Annotated in this window: 19 protein-coding genes; 3 read left to right on the top strand and 16 right to left on the bottom strand. The window is 47.3% G+C overall.

Annotation, left to right across the window (positions count from 1 at the left end; genetic code table 11):
• Positions 1 to 199: 199 nt before the first annotated feature.
• From hemL to JOC27_RS07425, 12 genes are all read right to left on the bottom strand, one after another.
• Positions 200 to 1,492, bottom strand: coding sequence for a glutamate-1-semialdehyde 2,1-aminomutase (gene hemL, locus JOC27_RS07475; RefSeq protein ID WP_415641028.1), 1,293 nt, complete (start codon positions 1,490 to 1,492; stop codon positions 200 to 202).
• A 3-nt stretch (positions 1,493 to 1,495) separates the two neighbouring features.
• Positions 1,496 to 2,482, bottom strand: coding sequence for a porphobilinogen synthase (gene hemB / locus JOC27_RS07470; RefSeq protein ID WP_205006587.1), 987 nt, complete (start codon positions 2,480 to 2,482; stop codon positions 1,496 to 1,498).
• A gap of 15 nt (positions 2,483 to 2,497) precedes the next feature.
• Positions 2,498 to 3,280: a uroporphyrinogen-III synthase gene (locus JOC27_RS07465; protein ID WP_205006585.1), complete on the bottom strand. Its 783-nt coding sequence runs from the start codon at positions 3,278 to 3,280 to the stop codon at positions 2,498 to 2,500.
• A complete protein-coding gene (hemC, locus tag JOC27_RS07460) occupies positions 3,270 to 4,205 on the bottom strand; it encodes a hydroxymethylbilane synthase (RefSeq protein ID WP_205006583.1) in 936 nt (311 codons plus the stop codon). Before hemC ends, JOC27_RS07465 begins: the two co-directional genes overlap by 11 nt.
• A 49-nt stretch (positions 4,206 to 4,254) precedes the next feature.
• A complete protein-coding gene (gene hemA, locus JOC27_RS07455) occupies positions 4,255 to 5,598 on the bottom strand; it encodes a glutamyl-tRNA reductase (RefSeq protein ID WP_205006581.1) in 1,344 nt (447 codons plus the stop codon).
• Positions 5,599 to 5,858: 260 nt separating this feature from the next.
• The gene (gene yihA / locus JOC27_RS07450; protein WP_205006579.1) at positions 5,859 to 6,440 is read right to left on the bottom strand and encodes a ribosome biogenesis GTP-binding protein YihA/YsxC; all 582 of its coding nucleotides are present in this window, start codon (positions 6,438 to 6,440) and stop codon (positions 5,859 to 5,861) included.
• A 390-nt stretch (positions 6,441 to 6,830) separates the two neighbouring features.
• The gene (gene lonB / locus JOC27_RS07445) at positions 6,831 to 8,549 is read right to left on the bottom strand and encodes an ATP-dependent protease LonB (protein ID WP_205006577.1); all 1,719 of its coding nucleotides are present in this window, start codon (positions 8,547 to 8,549) and stop codon (positions 6,831 to 6,833) included.
• A 210-nt stretch (positions 8,550 to 8,759) separates the two neighbouring features.
• Entirely contained in the window at positions 8,760 to 10,028 is a 1,269-nt protein-coding gene (gene clpX / locus JOC27_RS07440) for an ATP-dependent protease ATP-binding subunit ClpX (RefSeq protein ID WP_205006575.1), read from the bottom strand.
• Positions 10,029 to 10,293: 265 nt separating this feature from the next.
• Entirely contained in the window at positions 10,294 to 10,428 is a 135-nt protein-coding gene (locus tag JOC27_RS13540) for a hypothetical protein (RefSeq protein WP_275587802.1), read from the bottom strand.
• A gap of 319 nt (positions 10,429 to 10,747) precedes the next feature.
• Positions 10,748 to 12,070 carry a trigger factor gene (gene tig, locus JOC27_RS07435; RefSeq protein WP_205006573.1) on the bottom strand — a complete coding sequence of 441 codons (1,323 nt, stop codon included), beginning with the start codon at positions 12,068 to 12,070 and terminating at the stop codon, positions 10,748 to 10,750.
• 253 nt (positions 12,071 to 12,323) lie between these two features.
• Complete coding sequence (locus JOC27_RS07430) at positions 12,324 to 13,403, bottom strand: tetratricopeptide repeat protein (protein ID WP_239530005.1); 1,080 nt, start codon at positions 13,401 to 13,403, stop codon at positions 12,324 to 12,326.
• A 44-nt stretch (positions 13,404 to 13,447) separates the two neighbouring features.
• Positions 13,448 to 14,719, bottom strand: coding sequence for an aminopeptidase (locus JOC27_RS07425; protein ID WP_415641025.1), 1,272 nt, complete (start codon positions 14,717 to 14,719; stop codon positions 13,448 to 13,450).
• Between the two features lie 247 nt (positions 14,720 to 14,966).
• Here JOC27_RS07425 and JOC27_RS07420 point away from each other — a divergent pair, with 247 nt between their 5' ends.
• Together JOC27_RS07420 and JOC27_RS07415 are read left to right on the top strand one after the other, a co-directional pair.
• On the top strand, positions 14,967 to 16,193 hold the full coding sequence (locus tag JOC27_RS07420; RefSeq protein ID WP_205006569.1) for a DNA polymerase IV: 1,227 nt from the start codon (positions 14,967 to 14,969) through the stop codon (positions 16,191 to 16,193).
• Positions 16,194 to 16,325: 132 nt separating this feature from the next.
• Positions 16,326 to 16,427 (top strand): YjcZ family sporulation protein, encoded by a 102-nt coding sequence (locus JOC27_RS07415; RefSeq protein ID WP_205006567.1) that lies wholly within the window; start codon positions 16,326 to 16,328, stop codon positions 16,425 to 16,427.
• 313 nt (positions 16,428 to 16,740) lie between these two features.
• On the opposite strand, the gene JOC27_RS07410 is transcribed toward JOC27_RS07415, so the two are convergent.
• On the bottom strand, positions 16,741 to 17,904 hold the full coding sequence (locus tag JOC27_RS07410) for an iron-containing alcohol dehydrogenase (RefSeq protein ID WP_205006559.1): 1,164 nt from the start codon (positions 17,902 to 17,904) through the stop codon (positions 16,741 to 16,743).
• Between the two features lie 256 nt (positions 17,905 to 18,160).
• On the opposite strand from JOC27_RS07410, the gene JOC27_RS07405 reads away from it, so the two are divergent.
• The gene (locus tag JOC27_RS07405; RefSeq protein ID WP_239530003.1) at positions 18,161 to 18,808 is read left to right on the top strand and encodes a TIGR01906 family membrane protein; all 648 of its coding nucleotides are present in this window, start codon (positions 18,161 to 18,163) and stop codon (positions 18,806 to 18,808) included.
• 193 nt (positions 18,809 to 19,001) lie between these two features.
• On the opposite strand, the gene JOC27_RS07400 is transcribed toward JOC27_RS07405, so the two are convergent.
• The 3 genes from JOC27_RS07400 to JOC27_RS07390 form a co-directional block, all read right to left on the bottom strand.
• On the bottom strand, positions 19,002 to 19,376 hold the full coding sequence (locus JOC27_RS07400) for a hypothetical protein (RefSeq protein WP_205006555.1): 375 nt from the start codon (positions 19,374 to 19,376) through the stop codon (positions 19,002 to 19,004).
• 135 nt (positions 19,377 to 19,511) lie between these two features.
• The gene (locus JOC27_RS07395) at positions 19,512 to 20,357 is read right to left on the bottom strand and encodes a PTS system mannose/fructose/sorbose family transporter subunit IID (RefSeq protein ID WP_205006553.1); all 846 of its coding nucleotides are present in this window, start codon (positions 20,355 to 20,357) and stop codon (positions 19,512 to 19,514) included.
• A 13-nt stretch (positions 20,358 to 20,370) separates the two neighbouring features.
• Positions 20,371 to 21,171, bottom strand: a complete 801-nt coding sequence (locus JOC27_RS07390) for a PTS mannose/fructose/sorbose transporter subunit IIC (protein WP_205006551.1) — start codon at positions 21,169 to 21,171, stop codon at positions 20,371 to 20,373.
• Between the last annotated feature and the right edge of the window lie 7 nt (positions 21,172 to 21,178).

Raw genomic sequence — 21,178 nt, 5'->3', positions numbered from 1 at the left:
CTTGAGTGGTTATTGAGTTTTTTAATTCAAGAAGGCCCAAACTAATTCTGATTATTCACATATTTAAGACTTTAATTTTTATGCAACGCTAGTAACTTAATTCCTTTAAAATCTTTATACAATCTTAACGTACAAAAAAGCCGGGAATGCGCTTCCCGGCTTTTCTAACTCACCATATTTTATTAAAAAAAAGCAAAACTCAGCTTTCTTCGGCAATCGTTTTAAATGCTTGTTCAGCAGCTAGGATCGTCTTTTCGATGTCTTCGTCTGAATGCCGCGTTGAAAGGAAGACCCCTTCGAACTGTGATGGCGGCAGTGAAATGCCTTGTTCAATCATTGTCGCAAAGTATTTGCGGAAATGGCTGAGATTGCATGACTTCGCTTGTTGGTAATTGGTCACGGGGCCTTCGTTAAAGAAGAAACCCATCATCGCGCCCTCTTGATTGACCGTTAGCGGAATGCTGTATTTTTGCGCCGCAGCTTTGTAGCCCTCAGCCAGGCGATCCGCTTTGCGCCGGAATTCCTTATAATCCTCCGGTGTCAATTGAGAAAGTGTCATATAGCCAGCTGCCATCGCAAGCGGATTACCAGACAATGTGCCTGCCTGATAAACCGGTCCCTGAGGCGCAATTTGCTCCATGATTTCACGCCGGCCACCGTATGCACCGACCGGGAGCCCGCCGCCAATGACTTTACCAAGCGTCGTCAAATCCGGTGTGATACCAAAATGACCTTGGGCACAATGGTAATCGACACGAAATCCAGTCATGACTTCATCAAAAATCAACAATGTACCGTATTCCTTTGTTATCTGGCGCAAGCCTTCCAGAAAACCAGGCAGAGGGGGCACAACACCCATATTGCCAGCAACCGGTTCAACAATCACGCAAGCCAAATCAGCGCCAAAGCGCTTAAACACCGCTTCAACACTCGCCAAATCATTGTATGGGACTGTCAGCGTATTTTGAGCCAGCTGCTCCGGAACCCCCGGGCTGTCTGGCAATCCAAGTGTCGCCACCCCTGACCCAGCCTTTATTAGCAATGAATCAGAGCTGCCGTGATAACTGCCTTCGAATTTTAAAATCTTCGTGCGTCCCGTATAGCCACGAGCGAGACGAATCGCGCTCATCGTTGCTTCCGTTCCTGAATTAACCATGCGAATCATCTCAATCGACGGCACACGACGAATCACTTCTTCGGCTAGTTTTGTTTCAAAAACGTGGGGTGCGCCGAAACTTGTCCCTTTTTCAGCCGTTTCTTTAATCGCCTCAACGACTTTCTCATCCGCATGACCGAGAATCAGTGGTCCCCAGCTCAATACATAGTCAATGTATTCATTGCCATCTAGATCATAAACTTTCGATCCCTTGCCGTGATCCATATAAATTGGATCCAGATCAACCGAAGGAAAAGATCGCACTGGGCTATTGACACCGCCTGGCATCAGCGGTTTTGCCTCTTCATAAGCAGCTATTGATTTACTGAAATGCATCAATCATTCTTCCCCTCTGAGCCAGTTTACCGCGTCTTTCGCGTGATAGGTAATAATCATATCTGCGCCAGCCCGTTTCATTGATGTTAAGGCCTCAAGCACGATCTTCTTCTCATCGATCCACCCCTTCTGCGCAGCTGCTTTAACCATTGCGTATTCGCCGCTGACATTATAGGAAACGAGCGGTAGGTTAAAACGATCACGAACTTCGCGCAGCACATCAAGATAAGGAAGTCCTGGTTTGACGATCAGGAAATCGGCACCTTCACGAACATCTGATTCCGCTTCAAGCAACGCTTCACGGCGGTTCGCTGGATCCATCTGATACGATTTACGATCGCCAAATTGCGGCGAGCTATCTGCTGCATCGCGGAACGGGCCATAAAAAGCCGACGCATATTTGACGGCATAAGACATAATCGGAATATCGATAAATCCGGCTTCATCCAATCCCTTACGAATCGCAGCCACAAATCCGTCCATCATATTGGACGGCGCAATGATATCGGCACCCGCTTCCGCCTGGGAAACTGCTGTTTTAACCAGATAGCCGAGACTTTCGTCATTATCGACCACACCGTCATGTATAATGCCGCAATGTCCGTGATCGGTATATTCACACATACAGGTGTCGGCAATCACGATCAAATCGGGATAATTTTTCTTCGTTTGGCGAATCGCTTCCTGAACGATACCATCTGACGCATAGGCGCCTGATCCAAGCGCGTCCTTCTTTGCCGGAATGCCGAAAAACATGATTGCTGGAATACCAAGGCGGGAAACTTCCTGCAATTCCTCATCCAAGCGATTCAGCGAATACTGAAAGACATTCGGCATCGACGGAATTTCTTCTTTGATATTTTCACCGGCAACAACGAAAATTGGATAAATGAAATCATTGACCTCAAGCTTTGTTTCACGAACCATATCACGCAAAACGGCTGTCCGCCTCAGTCTGCGATGTCGATCAAAATTAAGTGAATTGCTCATCCTTAAAACTTCCTTTTATTTGGAGTAGAAACTTGCAAGCGCATCAACCAATGCCTGCGCTGTATGCTGAACCGGAATTACTTCCGGAAAATAACCGATTTTCTCAATTTCCCGACCTGTAGACGGGCCAATAGCTGCGACCAGACAATGAGCGAAGGCTGCGTGCCAATCTTTATCCTCTAACAGTTCGGTAAAAAAAGAGACGGCAGACGGACTAGCGAAAGTTAGAACGTCTAATGTTCCTTGGCGCACCGCTGCCTCCAAGTTTTCCCGTTCGGACGTGCAGGCAACTGTCTCGTAAAGCACCCGTTCCGTTAGATGAATATTGGCGCGCCTCAAGGGCTCAAGCCAATGACCATCTGACAAAGAGCCCATTGGTACGACTGCGCGACACGGCCTCTGCACATTGACAGCAAACGACTGAGCTAGACTATCCGCCGTAAACCGTGCAGGCAGAAAGTCGGCTTGAAACCCGTAAGAGGCAAGACGTTCCGCAGTCTTTTTACCAACACAAGCCCATTTTAGTTTTCCCAGGATGTTCGGATCGGTTTGACGGATAAAAAAATCCAAAGCATTCTGGCTCGTGAGAATCACCCATTCCGCCTCACGAACAGCCTTATTCCAGGCCTCGCATTCCGCCTCTGTTCCTTGCGCGGGACGATAGGCAATCACTTGGGCAAAAACCGGTTCTCCTCCATAGTATCGGATCCGATCCGCCATTTCTTTTGCCTGGTTTGCAGCACGCGTCACCAAAATTTTCTTTCCTAAAAGTGCGGCGTCCTGGCGCTTAACGTTCATGACTATCACTGTCTTCCGCCGCTTCGGCTAAGATCTGTTCTGCACCTTTCTGCAGCAAAATTTCTGCCGCGCGATAGCCGATCATCTCCGGCTCAGTGCCAGTTTGTGTTGTTTTCAAGATCTCTTTTCCATCTACTGAAGCAACAAGTCCCGTCAAAGTCAGAGAACCGTCTGTATGCATCGTGCAGAAAGCCGCAATTGGCACTTGACAACCGCCATTCAATTTTTTCAGAAAAGCGCGTTCCGCGCGCACCGTTGTTTCCGTTTCAGGATCATTGATTTTGCTCAGTCTGTCCCTCAAATCTTGGTCAGATGTGCGGCATTCAATGGCTAGCGCACCCTGACCCACAGCGGGCAGTACAGCGTCAAAAGCAAGCGGAACACCATTTGCTTGGATGCCCAGCCGTTTCATTCCTGCTGCAGCAAGTACAATTGCATCATAGTCACCCGCTTCAAGTTTCTTCAGCCGCGTATCGACATTGCCGCGCAAATTTAGAATTTTGAGATCGTCACGGACATGGAGGAGCTGGGCGGCGCGACGTAAGCTACTTGTACCAACACAAGCACCCTCAGGCAAGTTTTCCAGCGGGCAACCGTCTCGCGTAACCAGCACATCAGCAGGAACTTCCCGCCGCGGTATCGCAGCGATTAGCAAGCCCTCAGGAAGCGCGGCCGGCATGTCCTTCATACTATGGACTGCGAAATCAATGCTGCCGTTTAAAAGAGCAAGTTCAATTTCCTTGACGAATAACCCTTTCCCCCCAATCTTTGATAAAGTTGTGTCGAGTATTCGATCACCTTTTGTCACGATATGATCGAGTGAAAATTTCAAATCATCAAATTGATCGCTTAAATCATGGATGATCTGCTGGCTTTGCACGAGCGCAAGCTTGCTCTTGCGCGATCCAACATGAATGGTACGCATCTTTTCCACTTCTTTCGTCGGCTCATCGTCTTATAATCTATCAAACTGATTATCGCGCATTCAATGCTGAAAATGCGCATTCCGTGCTTCTTCCTTCAATCGTTTGCTTCGTTGTCTCCGCCGAAGCCCTTTCGACACGATCGGACAAATTGAATATTTCAGCAAAGAGATCGACGGCATGAGGGCCATGCTCCCCGCAGGCGAGTTCCTTTACTTTGTTGATCGGATCACGCATCAGTTGATTGATCATGCTCTTAGCGTGCTTACCGATAATTTTACGCTCTTGTTCGGTCAGTTCAGGTAACTTATTTTCCATGCTGCGCATTGTTTCCGCTTGAATTGCCAACGCTTTCTGCCGCAGCGCTGCAATAACCGGCACAACGCCAAGCGTATGCAGCCACTGAAGAAACTTCTGCTGCTGTACCTCGATCAACTGTTCCACCTCAACTGCCGCCTTCTTGCGTGCTTCCTTGTTTGTATCAATAATATGCGCCAAATTATCAATATCTAGGAGCTTAATCACATCAAGCGACGCCGCTTCAGGATCAATGTTTCTTGGCACGCCGATATCCATCACCAGAAGCGTATGTGTCAGACCCGCTGCCTGAAAATCCTCTGCCGTGAGCAGATAATGTTTCGACGAAGTCGCGGCAATGATTATATCAAATTCATTCAGACTTTTGCGTGCTGCGTCAAGAGAAAGAGCAGACGCACCACAAGAAGCAGCGAGTTTCTCCGCCCGATTCTGTGTCCGATTAGCAATCGTCAGCTTTCCAGCCTGCGTGCCTTGCAAATAATTCACCGCAAGTTTACTCATCTCACCTGCGCCAAGCAGCAAAACTGATTGATTCGCCAGTGATCCGGCAGTCGATCGGAGCAATTCCACCGACGCATAGCTTACCGAGACAGGATGATCGTTGATCTGCGTCTGCTCATGCGCGTGTTTGGCGATAGTAATTGCTTCCTTAAATAGTTCATTAAAAAAAGTCCCGGTCGTGCCAAGGCTTTGAGCAAGCAGAAAGCCCTTGCGTACTTGCCCCAGAATCTGCGTCTCGCCGAGCACCATCGATTCAAGACCGCATGCGACGCTGAAGAGGTGGTGCACCGCCTCAGCATCTTCTTTAATTGTCAGATAGTTTCCGAGTAATTGGCGATCCATATGAAACCAATCTGCAAAAAAACATTTCGTGTAATATTTCCCCGTATGCAGCTGATCACTGACGACAAATATCTCTGTCCGGTTGCATGTCGAAACAATCACATTTTCAAAAATACTCTTTGATTCTCTTAGTTCTGTCAGTGCCTGTTCCAATTCTGAGGGTTCAAAAGTCAGTCGCTCGCGTATCTCTACCGGCGCATGCTGAAAGTCAACCCCAATAGCCAGAATGTGCATAGCGCTTTCCCTCCGGTCATTCCCAGTATGTCAAAGTTCAATTTTAAAATTTTTGTGTCATCCGTGTGGCAATATCGCGTACAAAACTGTCCTGTTTCAAAATAGCAAATTTGCCGTTCAAAATCAAAGTATAGAATTGGAAAAGTACTGAATACAGCCGGTTTTCACACAATGTTCACAATAACAAGCCTTTTGTTTACGCATAAAAAAATAATAGCGACCGAATACCGGGACAATGCTGCGGTATCCTGTCGCTAATTTCACAAATATTTTTCCAATTCCTTCCAAGCCTCATCTTTCCCGAGACCAGAGAGCGATGAAAAGTAGATAAGTGGTTCATCCGGCCGCAACCCCAAATCACGAGCAATAATCTGCCCATTTTTGTGATAGCTGTTCCTACCAATTTTATCTGCCTTTGTTGCGATGGTGATGATCGGATGTTCGAAATACTCAAGAAATTCATGCATCTGAATGTCTTCTTTGGACGGCGGATGCCGTAAATCAACAAGATGAACGACGGCGTGTAGCATGTCGCGTTCCGCAAAATATTTTTCAAGCATATGACCCCAAGAAGCCTTTTCCTTCTTCGAAACTTTCGCATACCCATATCCAGGAACATCGACAAAATAAAACGCATCATTAATTCGAAAATAATTCAACTTCTGCGTCTTTCCTGGTTTTTCAGAGGTACGAACAAGATTGCGGCGATTCAGCAATTTATTGATAAACGAAGACTTGCCGACGTTAGAACGCCCAGCAAGAGCAATTTCTGGCATGCCATCATTTGGGTACTGCGCGGGGCCTACCGCGCTGATGATGTATTCGGCTTTGTTTACTTTCACACTAACGCCTCTTTCAACGGGCAAATTGCCATGCATTCATTTTAACTGATGTCGTATCCGCTGTCTATGTTAAGATAAACTTGGCTACGGCCAAGTTCTTTTTAACAATTGCGCTTTGGCTGCTCGCTTGCCGCAGGCGCCGCGCGTCTCCTCAGACAAGCGAGAATCTGCGGGGTCTCACTTGGCTCGCTTTTCCCGCAAGGCGCCAGAGCGCCTTCGCTCCATTTTTTGTTCAAAATCTTATACATTCTTATCTCTTTGAAAAAAGCGCTCGCCTCGTGCACAGAAAAATGAGGATGACCCAGAAAGCCGATTTTTTTCGGCAATAAGGCATCCCCTTTTTCCTTGCATGTTTTTTTGAGGCCGTGACGCTCATTCGCCACAATCAAATTATCCATCTTTGCTCAATCGTTCCGATGCGCCTCGTGCTGACAACGGATGTTCAAGTGGTAAATCTTCAGCATAAGCAGGGCGATTGAGCCGGCCAGTTTCATCGTCCGAAAGCAGTGCGATATCAAGAACTTCACGTAGCGAATCAACGGGCGTAATCGTGACTTGTTCATACTGGATCATCGTCTGCTGCAAATTCTCACGGGGAATGATGATTTGCTTGGCATCGGCCTCAATGGCCGCTTCGATTTTGGCGATTACGCCACCAATCGGCTTGACCTGCCCATGAAGACCGAGCTCTCCGGTCATCGCCAAATCCGCTCGAACACGGCGACCGAGTATTGCGGAACAAACAGCAGTCGCCATCGCAATGCCTGCTGAAGGCCCATCAACAAGCGACCCGCCTGGGAAATTCACATGGATATGATATTTATAAGTGGCGAATCCCATCCGGTTTAGAACAGTCAGTACATTTTCAACGGAGCCGCGAGCCATACTCTTACGTGTGACTGATCGTCCGCTTGTACCCACTGTTTCTTCCTCAGCAATTCCGGTGATCGTTAAACTGCCGCCACGTCTGCTTTTTACCGCTGCCGCTTCGACTTCAAGCAGGACCCCTTGGCTCGGTCCATAAACTGCAAGCCCGTTCACAAAACCAACCTCTGGATGTTCCGGCACTTTCCGCATGGGTTTCGGCATCAGCCGACTTGAACGAATTACCCATTCAATATCCGCCAGGCTGATTTGCTTGCTGTCCTTTTCACGCGATAACGCCAACCCAGCGGCAATCTGCATCATATTTACGGATTCGCGCCCATTTTTTGCGTATTCAGCTATTTTATCAAGGCATTCACTAGGAATGTTTAGCTGTAATTTATTCGCGGCGCGAGCAGCGATTTTACGAATATCACTGCGGCTGAGATCATTGAAGAAAATTTCGAGACAGCGTGAACGGATCGCTGGGGGAATCTCTTCCGGACGCCGCGTTGTTGCTCCGATGAGACGAAAATCAGCCGGTAGTCCACGTTGAAAGACTTCATGGATATAAGCCGGAATTTGCTTGTTTTCGCTGCTGTAGTAGGCACTTTCAAGAAATACTTTGCGGTCTTCGAGTACCTTCAGCAATTTATTCATTTGAATCGGATGAAGCTCACCAATTTCATCGATAAATAGAATTCCGCCATGCGCCTTTGTCACAGCGCCCTCTTTCGGCTGAGGGATACCCGCCTGCCCCATCGCGCCCGCGCCCTGATAAATCGGATCGTGGACGGAGCCAATCAGTGGATCGGCAATCCCACGTTCATCAAAACGCGCCGTTGCTCCGTCGAGCTCAATAAATGGCGCCGTCTCCAAGAACGGTGATTGTGGATTTTTCTTCGCCTCTTCCAGGACAAGCCGGGCGGCGGCCGTTTTGCCAATACCAGGCGGGCCATAAACGAGCACATGCTGCGGATTGGCACCGCAAATGGCTGCACGAAGCGCCTGCACGCCATCACTTTGTCCGACAACTTCCTCAAGTCCTTTCGGACGAATGCGCTCGGAAAGCGGCTCTGTCAATGAACGACTGCGCATTGCAGCCAGCTGTTCCAACTCCTTTTTCGATTCCCTATCCACCGAAATACGCTGCACATGTTGATTGCGTAGCATACTCCAAAAGTACAGACCAATAATCATCCCAAAAAATATCTGTGTCAGAATCAGCAAAAGCATCCAGTCCATTTATAAGAAGCCTCCCCAGGAATCCGCTGCGCTTCAGGGCACCTCGCGTTTCCATTTTCATACCGTCCATTATTGCCAGCTCAACTGCCAGATAAACAAAATACTTCCAGATGGCTGCAAAAAAATTGGCATGCCCGAAGCGCAGGCAGAGCAAAAAGCACCGCCCCCATATTTGACTGGGGGCGGTGCTTTTTTATGAAAAACTGAAAATCAGGCGCTTTCTTTTGGTGTTTCTTTGACAACTGTCGTTCCGTCACTGAGGACCAGCGTCGGACGTTCTTTCTCATCAACAGTTTCTTTTGTGATGATACATTTCTCAATATCGTCGCGCGACGGTAATTCATACATGACGTCGAGCATCATACCTTCAATAATTGAACGCAAACCGCGCGCGCCGGTTTTTCGTTCGATCGCCAGTTTGGCAATGGAACGGAGTGCGTCTTCTTCAAAATCCAATTCAACTTCATCAAGTTCCAGAAGCTTCTTATACTGCTTCACAAGCGCGTTTTTCGGTTTTGTCAGAATATCAACAAGCGCATCTTCATCCAGCTGTTTCAGCGTTGTGATTACTGGCAGACGACCGATAAATTCAGGGATTAGCCCGAATTTCAGCAAATCTTCCGGAAGAACATTCTTCAGCGCATCGTCGCGCTTCATGTCCTGCGCCTTCGATCCAGCGCCGAAACCGATGACCTTTTTGCCAAGCCGGCGCTTGATGATTTGTTCAACACCATCAAACGCACCGCCACAAATAAACAAAATATTCGTCGTGTCAATCTGAATGAATTCCTGATGCGGATGCTTGCGCCCGCCCTGCGGTGGCACACTGGCAACCGTGCCTTCAAGAATTTTCAGCAAGGCCTGTTGCACACCTTCGCCGGAAACATCACGGGTAATCGACGGATTTTCTGATTTGCGAGCAATTTTATCGATCTCATCGATATAAATAATACCCTTTTCCGCCTTCTCCACATCATAATCAGCGGCTTGAATGAGCTTTAACAAAATGTTTTCAACATCTTCGCCGACATAACCGGCCTCAGTCAATGAGGTCGCATCAGCGATCGCAAACGGTACATTTAAAATGCGCGCCAGCGTTTGTGCAAGCAGCGTTTTACCGCTACCGGTTGGGCCAATCATCATAATATTGCTTTTTGACAGCTCGACATCATCCGGTTTTTGTTTCGAATTAATACGTTTATAGTGATTATAAACGGCTACGGACAAATTCTTCTTTGCGTCATTCTGTCCAATGACGTAATCTTCCAGAATAGAGCAGATTTCCTGCGGCTTCGGGATATCTTTGAATTCAACTTCTTCATCCGTACCCAATTCTTCTTCAACAATTTCCGTGCACAGTTCAATACATTCGTCGCAAATATAGACCCCTGGTCCTGCAACGAGTTTACGGACCTGATCCTGTGTTTTTCCGCAGAAAGAACACTTCAGTTGTCCTTTTTCTTCGTTAAATTTGAACATTTTTTCACCCCTATTCCATTCTATCCTGCAACAATCCGGTGGAAAAGCGAGCAACCGGTTTCCTGCGGCTTTTTGTCGCAGGCACTTCTCGTTCTTCGTTATTGTTTCCCTTTTTCCCGGCAAACAGGCGGACGAATATTTTTTGCTGAATGGGCCATTGTTTCGATTGTCAGCAAAACATGGTTGCCAGACAACAATTGGCAAGCCTGATCACTGGTATCTTACCGAGGAAACCGATTTTGCTTTCTTCCATAGTATAGGATTCTTAAACGAAATCCAAGAAAATTGTCGCAAGAACCTGCATGCAAAGTGTATCTCCCGCGTGCTCGTTCGGCGCGATAATACTGCTGAAACGGCAGGATGCACTGACAAGCAATTCTTCATGTACGCATTGTATCATAAAAGAACGCTCTCGATAAGCCATATGACCTGCCCACTCAAATATGTATCATTCAGCAAAAATTGTTTTGTTTTTGCTAAATGAGCCGAAGTGCTTCTAAAAGACAGCCACTTCTATAAAAAAACTCGGCTTAGTCAAGTCTTTTTTGTAACAATGCGCTTCGGTCGCTCATTGGCTCGCTTTTCCCGCAAGGCCCCAGCGCACCTCTGCTGCATTTTTGTGAAAAAAGCCTTTAAAAAATTTGTGCATAAAACGGCAGGCGGGCAGCGGCTGAACGCCGTCTGCCCATCTGCCCTGTTGTTTATTTGATTAGCAAAAATTATTTGTTTTCTTCGCCAGCTGTTTCTGCTTCAGCCTTCGGTTTGCTGTTTTCAACAAGGAAATCAACCGTTTTACGCAGCGTAATTTCATCCTTGATCATATCGCCGCCGCCAATTGCCGATTTCAGCTGTTCTACTGTTAATTTATAACCGTCAGCCATTTTTTTCAATTCTTCATTAATTTCTTCTTCAGTAACTTCGATGTTTTCCGCTTTGGCAATGGCTTCCAATGTCAGATTCGCACGCACACGATTTTCTGCATCTTCCTTCATCTGATCGAGCAAGCCGTTCTTGTCCATGCCAGAGAAACCATAATACATATCCAGCGTCATGCCTTGAGCCTTCAAGCGCTGTTCAAATTCTTTAACCAGGTTTTCCTGTTCATTCTGAATCATCACTTCAGGAATATCGATGGTTGCATTAGCTGCCGCCTGTGCAACAACGCTGTCACGTTTGCTTATCTTGGCATCTTCTTCTTTATGTTCCTTCAGATGATTCTCAACCTTTTCCTTTAACGCAGCAAATGTTTCGACTTCATCATCCACATCTTTGGCAAATTCATCGTCAAGTTCAGGCAGCTGTTTCTGCTTGATTTCGTGAACTTTAACTTTAAATGTCGCTTCTTTGCCCTTCAATTCTTCAGCGTGATAATCTTCAGGGAAAGTGACGACAACGTCCTTCTCATCACCAGTTTTCATACCGATCATTTGCTCTTCAAAGCCCGGAATAAAAGAACCGGAGCCGATTTCCAGAGAATAGTTTTCTGCTTTGCCGCCTTCAAACGGTTTACCATCCACATAGCCATCGAAATCCATAACTGTCGTATCGCCGTTAGCTACTTCACCGTCTTCTTTGACAACAAGTTCTGCATAGCGTTCCTGCATATGCTTGATTTCATGATCAACATCCGCGTCAGTCACTTCAGTGGATTTTTCTTCAACTTCAAGTCCTTTGTAATCACCGAGCGTCACTTCTGGCTTCACGGTAATTTCCGCTTTCAGAACAAGCGGTTTGTTTTTGCCGACTTCTTCGACATCAACCTGAGGCTTGTCTACTGGTTCAACTCCTGTTTGATCCAGTGCTTCTGTATAAGCACTCTGAAGAACAATGTCGATTGCGTCTTCGTAAAGTACTTCAACACCAAAACGCTGTTCAAACATGCCGCGCGGCACGCGACCCTTGCGGAAGCCCGGTACATTCACCTTTTTAACCACTTTTTTGAACGCCTGATCAAGCGCTCCCGAAAAAGTTTCGGCATCGACTTCAAACGTCAGTGTGCCCGTATTGCCTTCTTTTTTTTCCCATTTAGCCTGTACAGTCATTTATGCTTACCTCCAACATCTATCTTCATACTTTTTGCCAGGTCATAAAATGCCCTGACTGAATCGCCTTTGTCAAAACACGCACATGAAAATATGCAACCACATTATTATAACATAACCGTTCGATCTGAAAAACTTATTTGTATAAAAAATAATAAAACTCGGTTCAGTCAAATCCTTTGTTTTGTAACAATGTCGCTTCGGCTACTCGCTTGCCGCGGGCGCCCTGCGAATCCTAGTAAGCGTTGCTCACTCAGTCATCTGGCCAATCCGGATATTGTTCTGCCTCAAGTGCTGTCTCTCTCGCCCGCTCATACGCGTCTTCGGATACTGCAAACAGGTTCAGAAAATGCTGCTTCTCTTCAACCGTTTGATCCGCTCCTGCCGCACGAACGACAAAGAATGACGCCCACGCCTGCTCTGACGCAGTCGTTATCGGTTTTGGAAAAATATTGACCATAAAAAAGCGCGACAACTGAATCGCCAGTTCTGCCAAGGTCGGATTTTCCGATCCGAGTACGTGATTGATTGTTTGTTCGATCCGTTCAGCTGTCGCTCGATTGAGAAACTGCTGATCAAACGCAACATGATAAACGTTTCCAAATTTACGGATAGTAACAGTCTCGGCAAGATGATTCTCTTGAATCGCGCACAAAAGCATCGTCTTGATTTCCTGACTCTGGTTTTCTTCCAAAAGAAAGCGTTGAATTTCAGGCAGATCCTCTTGATTCAACGTGTCCGTCAAATGGCGGATAAGCAGCATCCTGTTTTCCGGATCATGCGACTCTAGTGTTGATAAATCAACCGCAGGATGCTTTGACAGGCTGTTTTCAAATCCGTTCTTTTGTTGATTTGTTGATGGAGCGACAGCCGGCGTTTCATCGAGTCGCGACAGACAGAAACTTTTCATATGAGACAGAAACTCGCTCATCTTTCGAAGCTCCGGCTCGCCTTCCGCTTTCTTTATTTCCCAGAGCGCATTTTTATAATCCTTTTTTTCAATAAGCAGGGTGAGATACAGGCGGAAAATCTCCATGAAATGCGGTGTCTTTTCATCCATCAGCCGGGTAATCGTTTCTTCAGCACTCGCGTAATCCCCCAACTCGATGGAACAGATTGTCCAGCCATACAATCCTTTTTGATTCTGGCTATCCAGATCCAGCAATTTGCCGAAAAGCCTCCGTGCCTCTTTATATTTCTTCTCTTCAACAAGTCCCATTGCCTTCTGCAAGAGACGTGCCGGCAAATTTGGAAAAAGAAAGACATTGCCCTCGTTCTGCCCCGGCTTCTTCAATTTCCTCATCCTCTCCAGTCCCGTCTCATCAATTTTCAAGTTCAACTCCCATGTCTCAACAAGGCCCTGCAGTCTGACAGCGCTCAGACCGTTGATTCTCTCGGGAAGTCAATTGCCCATTCGCCATCACGGAACACAGGTATCGATGTGCCGTCTGTCTGGATACCATCAATTGATAAGTCAGCAGACCCGATCATAAAATCTTCGTGGATAATACTGTCGTTTACACCTGCATGATCAAGCGCTTCAAGGCTCATGCTGCTTCCATTCTTTATACAAGTTGGATACGCTTTGCCGAGTGCGAGATGGCAGGAGGCATTTTCGTCAAATAACGTATTGTAGAAAATCAGACCAGACTCAGAAACTGGCGAACGATGCGGGACAAGTGCCACTTCGCCAAGACGCACGGCGCCTTCATCCGAAGCGAGCAAATGACGGAGCGCCTCTTCACCTTTTTCCGCATGGAAAGAAACCACTTCCCCATCTTTAAAGGTCAGTGAAAAATGATCAATAATCTGCCCGTTACAATTGAGCGGCATCTTGCTCGCTACTGTCCCATTCACCCCACGTTTATCCGGCAGCGTAAACACTTCTTCTGTCGGTATATTGGCGTTGAACCAGACATCTGCCTCGGAAGGTCCTGAACCGCCGCTCCAGATATGACCGTTGGGCAGCTCAATCGTCAGATCTGTGCCTTCTGACCGGTAATGCAATTGTTTGAACGCTTGTTTATTGAGAAAATCAGCTGCACGATGCAGCTTTTGGTTATGGTGATCCCACACATCCAGCGGATCGCTGTCCGATGACACACGGCTGATGCGCAGAATTTCTTTCATTAACTCTTTCTGGGCCTCAGCAATCCGCTTGTCTGGGAAAACTTTATGCGCCCAAGCGGATGTTGGGTAAGAAATAATCGACCATTGAATGCGATCATTCATCATATACTCGTAATATGGAATGAGCCCGCGCCCTCTGGCTTTCGTCTGCGCAGCGATACGTTGTTCGTCGATGCCGTCAAACAGATCAGCGTTCGGTCCGTAAATACTTAAAACGGCATAATCATCCTTGACTGACTGATTCTGTACATTAAGCTGCCATTGCGGTATGTTCTCAAGAGCCGTCATTGGCGCGTATTTGAGGCGCAGACGATTCGTCTCATCATTCTGCCAGATCACATAAACATCTTTTGCCCCTGCCCGATACGCTTCTTCTGTTACCAAATCGGCCAAAAAAGCCGCTTCAACCGGAGCGGAAAGCAACAGCCCCTGACCCTGCTGCAAGTTCACACCGCGATGAATCCCCAGCCTTGCCAGCTGCCGGAGCTGCTCATTGAATGGTCCATCGATGGTTCCCACATCCATCACTCCCGTCTCAATCTCATTTCATTATAGCCAATTTATTCCTATTCGCAAACTCGCCCAAAATCAAAGCCAGGCAATCAGAAAAACTTGGCTTAGCCAAGTCCTTTTTCAACTATTGTGCTTCGGTTGCTCGCTTGCCGCGGACAGGACGGTAACCTCGAACATATGTTTTTATTTTCCTGTTTTAAAAGAACGTATGTTCGCATATAATGGAATTATTCTAAATGAGTGAGGCCTGGCTATGAATCGTATTATTTTTCTCGTGGATATGCAGACCTTCTATGCGTCCTGCGAAAAAGCCGATCACCCGGAGTGGCGGACGCATCCTTTGATCGTCGCTGGCGATCCGAAACAACGCAGTGGCATCGTTCTAGCGGCCTGCCCTTTGGCGAAAAGCCGCGGCGTATCTACCGCCGAGCCCGTTGGTCAAGCCCTTGCCAAATGCCCTGAGGCGATCGTTGTTCGTCCAAGGATGCAACACTATCTCGACGTATCTTTGAAAATCACCCGTATTCTTGGCACATTTACTGATCTTGTCGAACCCTATTCGGTTGATGAACAATTTATTGATATCACAGGGAGTCTGCATTTTTTCGCTTCACCCGCAGACATGGCGGCGCATATCCAGAAAACACTGCTGGATCAGACCGGCATTTATGCGCGAATTGGGATCGGGCCGAACAAATCGTTAGCGAAAATGGCCTGCGACAATTTCAGCAAAAAGAATGCGTCGGGTATTTTCGAGTTGCGTGTACATACTCTCGCATCCGATTTATGGCCCCTTCCAATAGGTGAACTGCTCGGTGTCGGCCAACGGATGGAACGTCATTTACTCGGCATGGGCATTCGTCAAATCGGTCATCTTGCCCATTATCCTGTTGAGCAGTTGCGCCGGCGCTGGGGCGTCAATGGCGAACTGTTGTGGTTGACTGCGCGTGGCATCGATACCTCACCCGTTTCACCGGGTACTTTTTCTGGGCAAAAAGCGATCGGCCACCACATGACATTGCCGTTTGATTATACGACGCTCAAAGATATCCGAATTATTCTGCTCGAGTTGAGCGAAGAAGTGGCCTACCGCGCGCGCAAAAAAAATTATCGCGGAGAAGTTGTGTCGATTGCTGTGACCGGAAGCTTCGATCGCCACACCGGCTTTGCGCGGCAACTGAAACTGCCGTTTTCGACGAACTTCGGCATGGACATTTATCGAGCGGCCAATCATCTGTTCACAGAAAGCTGGGATCGTCTGCCCGTGCGCGGCGTCGCAGTCACCCTTTCCATGTTGCATCCGTCCGATGTCTATCAGCTCGATTTATTCAACGCGCTTGAGGAAAAAGAGAAACTCAGCACCGCCGTGGATGCTCTTTATCAAAAATACGGACGCACCGTGATTTTCCGCGGGGTTTCACTCCTACCAGCCAGTCAGCTTCACATGCGGGCGGGAAAAATAGGCGGACACTTCAAATGACCCAAAAACAGGACTGCCCCCTAAGATACGGCATCTGTCGATATTTCACGAATAAAAGTTAGGCGTCCGCACAAACAGCGTTACCTAGTCATTCATACAATGCAGTATCACTTAGTGAGGAGGTGTTTGCTCATGGGTTGCGAGACTGGCGGATGGAGCCATGGAAATGGCTTCGCATTACTCATCGTTCTGTTCATTCTACTTGTGATTATTGGTGCTTCGTTCTGCTATTGATGCCGGCATCTGTATGACCATCCCCCATACAGTAGTCGTATGACCTCCTTAACCAAGGTGTTCTCAGGCAGGGCACCCTTTCGATGAACTGTGTGTGCCAGACGCTTTAGCGTATGGCATCCGGACGACTGACAGAGGAACGAACAACAACATGCAGAAACACCAGGCAAGCAGCAAAAAAACCGGAGGAAACAGGCTCCGGTTTTGCTGTGCTGCCAATTATGATGCAAATTTACCAAATAAGACTCGATGGAATATCTTGATCCTTTCCCCATGAAAGGACTGGCTATTTTTTTTAGCGAATCATTCAAAATCATCTTGAGGCTTGCAGAATAGCGAGTACATCGGCTTTATTCAATTTTTTGAATCCGCCGAATTCACCGCGAGCCATCGCACGGTCCGCAATCAAATCGAGCTTGCTTTCGTCAATCCCGTAATCAGCCAAAGTGCTCGGAGCACCAATATGCGTCCAAAAGGCGCGCAGGGCATCAATTCCCGCTTCTGCGACTTCGCGATCAGATTTTCCGGAAGCATCAATATGGAAGACGCGTTCAGCCAGTTGTTTATAACGACCGACATTTTCATCCAGCGTATGCTTCATCCAGTTGGGGAAAATAATCGCTAGTCCACCGCCATGGGGAATATCATAGACGGCGGAAATGGCATGTTCAATATTGTGCGAACCCCAGTCGCCCGAAAAGCCCATCGAAACCATGCCGTTCAAAGCCATGGTCCCACAATAAAGGATCGTCTCGCGCAATTGATAGTTTTCGAGATCGGCAACCATCTTTGGCGCCGTTTCGATGACCGTCTGCAAAATCGATTCGCAGAGCCGGTCCTGTAGCGGCGTATGTGGTGCGCGATGAAAATAATGTTCAAAAACATGGGCCATCATGTCCACCATGCCGTAGATCGTCTGGTTTTTCGGAACCGTTTCTGTAAACGTCGGGTCAAGAATGGAGAAAGAAGGGTACGAATAAGCGGAACTCCAGCCATATTTCTCATGAGTATCCCAATTCGTAATGACCGAGTTCGGGTTCATCTCCGATCCGGTGGCCGCAAGCGTTAGCACCGTGCCGAACGGAAGTGCATCAACAGGCGTTCCTTTGCGCGTGATAAAATCCCACGGATCGCCGTCGAAGCAGGCACCGACCGCAATCGCCTTGGTGGCATCGATCACACTGCCGCCGCCAACCGCCAGAAGAAACTGAATATCCTCAGTAGCACAAATATCGATGCCGCGTTTCACCGTTGTCAGGCGCGGGTTGGGTTCAACACCGGACAATTCATACACTTCTGCGTGAAGATCGTCTAAAATGCTGCGCACTTGATCGTATAACCCGCTGCGCTTAATACTCCCACCGCCATAGACAAGCAGAACACGCCGGCCGTATTTCGGAACCTCCTTTTTCAATTGAGCAAGCTGTCCTTTACCAAAAATCAGCTTCGTCGGATTATGAAAAATAAAATCATCCATACGATCACTCCGTTCGAAGAAATTTTTTCAATCCCGCTTCATTATACAAGATATGGATAAGTGTTCCAAAGAAGACGCTTGCCAAAACCCGTAGCAAAACGAGTGCTGCAATATATTCCTTCAATATAGCTGTGCGAAAATGCCCTCGCCCGCAAGATTTCGTCTCTTAAGCGCTCCCGAACGAAATCTGGTATGATGAACGATGGGATCGGTCAAGCCGATAATCCAGCCGATTGAAGGATGTGTTTTTCGTTTGTTGTTTTCACGCTATCAATTGCAGCAAGATCTATTTGCCGCTTGTCTGGCTCTATTCATTATCTGTGTAGCGATTATCGCCGTACTTGTCTGCACACCGCTCTATGCACTCGACATGCGCCTGCTCGGTATCGCAGAGACAGCCCACTTAGGCAACGCGCAAATTTATGAAAATTATCAATATATGATTCATTTTCTGGTCAATCCTTTGCCACAGACGTTCCGCCTGCCAACACTGGCTTCTTCGGCACATGGCCGCATTCATTTTCAGGATGTCAAACGTATTTTCAATTTTATTGAGGGACTGATGGTTGTCTGCGGGGGGATCAGTATCTGGGGCGCAGTCTCCATGCATCGACAGCGCAATTATGTCACGCTCCGTCGCGCCGCCATCTGTTTGTTTTTTTTCACTGCATTCCCGCTCGTGGCCCTGCTTTTGGATTTTAACGATATGTTTCTTTTATTTCATCAATTGGCGTTCTCAAACAATTACTGGATATTTGACCCAGTGCGTGATCCGGTCATCAATATTCTTCCCGAAACATTTTTCATGCACGCGGCGCTGTTGATTGTTGGCTTGATTGCGCTCGGTATGGTCATCCTTTTGCTTGTTTGGCGGCATCTTTCGAAACAGCCAAAGTCAGAATGAGGGCGACATTTATCATATATGAAAAAGAATCGTTCACTCTTTTTCAGAAAAAGCATGCCTGATCCTTTCTTGTAACGATGTACTTCGGCTGGATTTTTGGTTTTCTGATGCTCAATTCCACCAAAAGCCTAAGCATTATTAGCGATCTAAAAAATTCCCGCATGCTGCGGGAACACATCATGCAGGAATGCGCTTAAAGCCGGCTTTCGGTAAAGTGCAGCAACTGCTCAATTTCTTTCTTGGCCGTCTTTGTCAGCATTTTATTGTCAGCAAGCATCTGCTCGCCACGTGCTTTAATAAAACGTAGATAATCTTTTTTCTTTGTCTGCGCATACGCTTTCTTGGCATGAGCCATATCCCTGAAATCACCAGCTGCCTGTTTGGCAATCATAAATCGTCCAATCAGCACCGCAATGGCTAAGCAAAGCGCCACCAGAGTTCCCCACCCGCTCGTCAGCGGATAAAGTAGAATGCCGATGATCATCAGCATAGTGACCCATTTCGCCGAGCTGTAAACGTAATCCTCACCTTTATCGTTTCTCAATGCCGCACGTAAATTATTCAGCATTGCGATCCCCTCCCTCTGGAAAACGTAGCCTTTTAAAAAAGTATACTCTAATTCTATCATGTCAGAAAAGAAATAATGCGAAACCTCCATAGTATGAGATTCCGCATCCCTTTTTTACAGTTCAAACACTTTTGCTTACAGTCCGAACAGACCACACCAGTAACCGAGAATACCGACAACAAACATCCCAAAGATAATCCAAATGGCATTGACTTTTCGTTTCAAGAGCCACATGCAGGCAAATGTCATCAGTAAGGCAACGAGACCCGGAAGCAGTGAATCGAGAATATTCTGAAGCGATGTGTTAATCAGATGGCCTGCTTGTTTGTAGGACACAAGAACGAGCGGCATTTTAATTGATGTCCATTTGGAAACAAGGGAACCCATGACGAACAGACCAAGTACGGAAGCCATTTGTGTCAGTTTCTTCAGACGGTTGCCCGCAACGTCCTGAACAATATCTGTCCCTTGGTTGTAACCAACCTTGAACCCATACCAGCGTGTCAGCATACGGATGATATTAATTCCGAAAAAGAAGAGCAACGGTCCAAGAATGCTGCCGCTCATTGCCAGAGAGGCGCCAAGTGCGGCAAGAATCGGGCGCGCCGTGCCCCAATAAATCGGGTCACCGATACCGGCAAGCGGTCCCATCAAACCGATTTTTACGTTGGTAATCGCAGCTTCATCGATATCGCCGCCCTCGGCACGTTTCTGTTCCATCGCCGCCGTCACTCCGAAAATTGCTGAAGCCGGCCATGGTGTTGTGTTGAAGAATTCGAGATGCCGTTTCAGAGCGGCCGCCTGATCTTCCTTTTTATGATAAAAACGTTTGATCGCCGGCATCATCGTCACGCAAAAACCGATTGCCTGCATCCGCTCAAAATTGAAAGAACCAAGTAAGAAGGTACTACGAAAATACGTGTTAATAAAGTCTTTCTTTGTCAAGGACTCCACTTTTCGAACTTCTCTTGTTTCAGACATTATGATTCCCCCCTTAACCTAATACATCGTCGTCATCAGAGACGGTATTCACGGCAGCAGCCGGCATTTTAATCGAATCATGGAAATCAGGATTCAACTGAACATAGACCACAGCGGCACAAGCACCTAGAATACCAAGACCAACTAGGTTGATACCGGTTACAAAGGTAGCCAAAGTGAATCCGATGAAGAAGAATGGCATCAGCGAACGCGCCTTCATCATGTTAATAACCATCGCATAGCCGACAACGACGATGAAGCCACCGGAAACTTGCAAACCGTGTGTAATGACCGGTGGTATTGCATCCAACCAATTGTTAACAATACTCGTGCCGGCAACAGCGGCAACAGCACCTGTTGGAATAGCAACACGCAAGCCTTGAAGAAATAGTGCACCAATATGACACCATTCGATGCCGCGGAAATTCGCGTTCGCTGCGAAATGATCGGCCTGATGCTGGAAGAATACGGCAATCGTCCGAACGAAAATCGTCAGTACCTGTCCGGCAGCAGCAAGCGGTACGGCAATCGCAATACCTTCACCAATTGACTGATGGCCGACAATAACGATGATTGATGAGATGGTCGACGCAAGCGCCGCATCTGGTGCCATTGCCGCACCGACATTCATCCATCCTAAAGCAATGAGTTCCAAGCTACCACCTAAGATAATACCTGTATGCAAATCACCGAGAACCAAACCAACGAGTGTACAGGCAACGATTGGCCGGTGAAACTGGCGTTCATCCATAACACTAGCCATTCCGCAGACTAATGAAACAAGAATAACAAGAATAAATGACATGGCACTCATTTGAGCG

It is taken from the genome of Sporolactobacillus spathodeae (assembly GCF_016908935.1).
Taxonomy (GTDB): Bacteria; Bacillota; Bacilli; order Bacillales; family Sporolactobacillaceae; genus Sporolactobacillus; species Sporolactobacillus spathodeae.
This window is presented reverse-complemented; position numbering and strand designations above follow the sequence as displayed.